Source organism: Neisseria sp. P0009.S007, assembly GCF_051962515.1.
Genome location: NZ_JBQCVF010000506.1, coordinates 1 through 1,042, shown reverse-complemented (window position 1 = coordinate 1,042; position 1,042 = coordinate 1). Strand labels below are relative to the sequence as shown.

Annotated in this window: 1 protein-coding gene; it reads left to right on the top strand. The window is 56.3% G+C overall.

Translation table 11 applies throughout. From position 1 onward, the window contains the following. The coding region (locus tag ACTHS3_RS14390; RefSeq protein ID WP_440368294.1) for a penicillin-binding transpeptidase domain-containing protein at positions 1-1,042 on the top strand (1,042 nt) is incomplete at both ends.

Genomic DNA, 1,042 nt, shown 5'->3' with positions numbered 1-1,042 from the left:
ACCACAGCAAAACCTTCAACCGCGCAACTCAAGCCATGCGCCAACCCGGCTCGACGTTCAAACCGTTCGTTTATTCCTCCGCTTTGGCAAAAGGAATGACTGCTTCCACCATGATTAACGATGCGCCGATTTCCCTGCCGGGCAAAGGTGCAAACGGCAAAGCGTGGAACCCGAAAAATTCAGACGGCCGCTATTCCGGTTACATCACGCTACGCCAGGCTTTGACCGCTTCGAAAAACATGGTGTCCATCCGCATCCTGATGTCGATCGGCATCGGCTACGCGCAACAATACATCCAACGCTTCGGCTTCAAGCCATCTGAAATCCCTGCCAGCCTGTCTATGGCTTTGGGTACAGGCGAAACCACGCCGTTGCGTATTGCAGAGGGTTACAGCGTCTTTGCCAACGGCGGTTACAAAGTATCTGCCCACGTCATCGACAAAATCTACGACAGCCAAGGCCGTCTGAGAGCGCAAATGCAACCTTTGGTAGCCGGTGAGAATGCACCTCAGGCCATTGACCCGCGCAACGCCTACATCATGTACAAAATCATGCAAGACGTTGTCCGTGTCGGTACCGCACGCGGTGCAGCCGCGCTCGGCCGCTCCGACATCGCCGGTAAAACCGGTACCACCAACGACAACAAAGACGCATGGTTTGTCGGCTTCAACCCTAGCGTTGTGACTGCCGTCTATATCGGCTTTGACAAACCGCGCAGCATGGGTCGTGCAGGCTACGGTGGTACAATCGCCGTACCGGTATGGGTAGAATACATGCGCTTTGCCCTGAAAGGCACCAGCGTCAAACCGATGAAAGCTCCTGAGGGCGTGGTTTCGAACGGTGGCGAAGTGTATATGCGCGAACGCATGACCACCAGCTCCGACTTGGCCTTGGACAACAGCGGCGTTGCACCGCGCCCCGCTCAACCTGCCCGTCGCGCGGTTCCGAATGAAAACCGCCGCCGTACCGAGAGCGGCAATGCGCCAGCCCGTGAAGAATCAGACGAAACCCCAGTTCTGCCAAGCAATACCGGCAACAATAA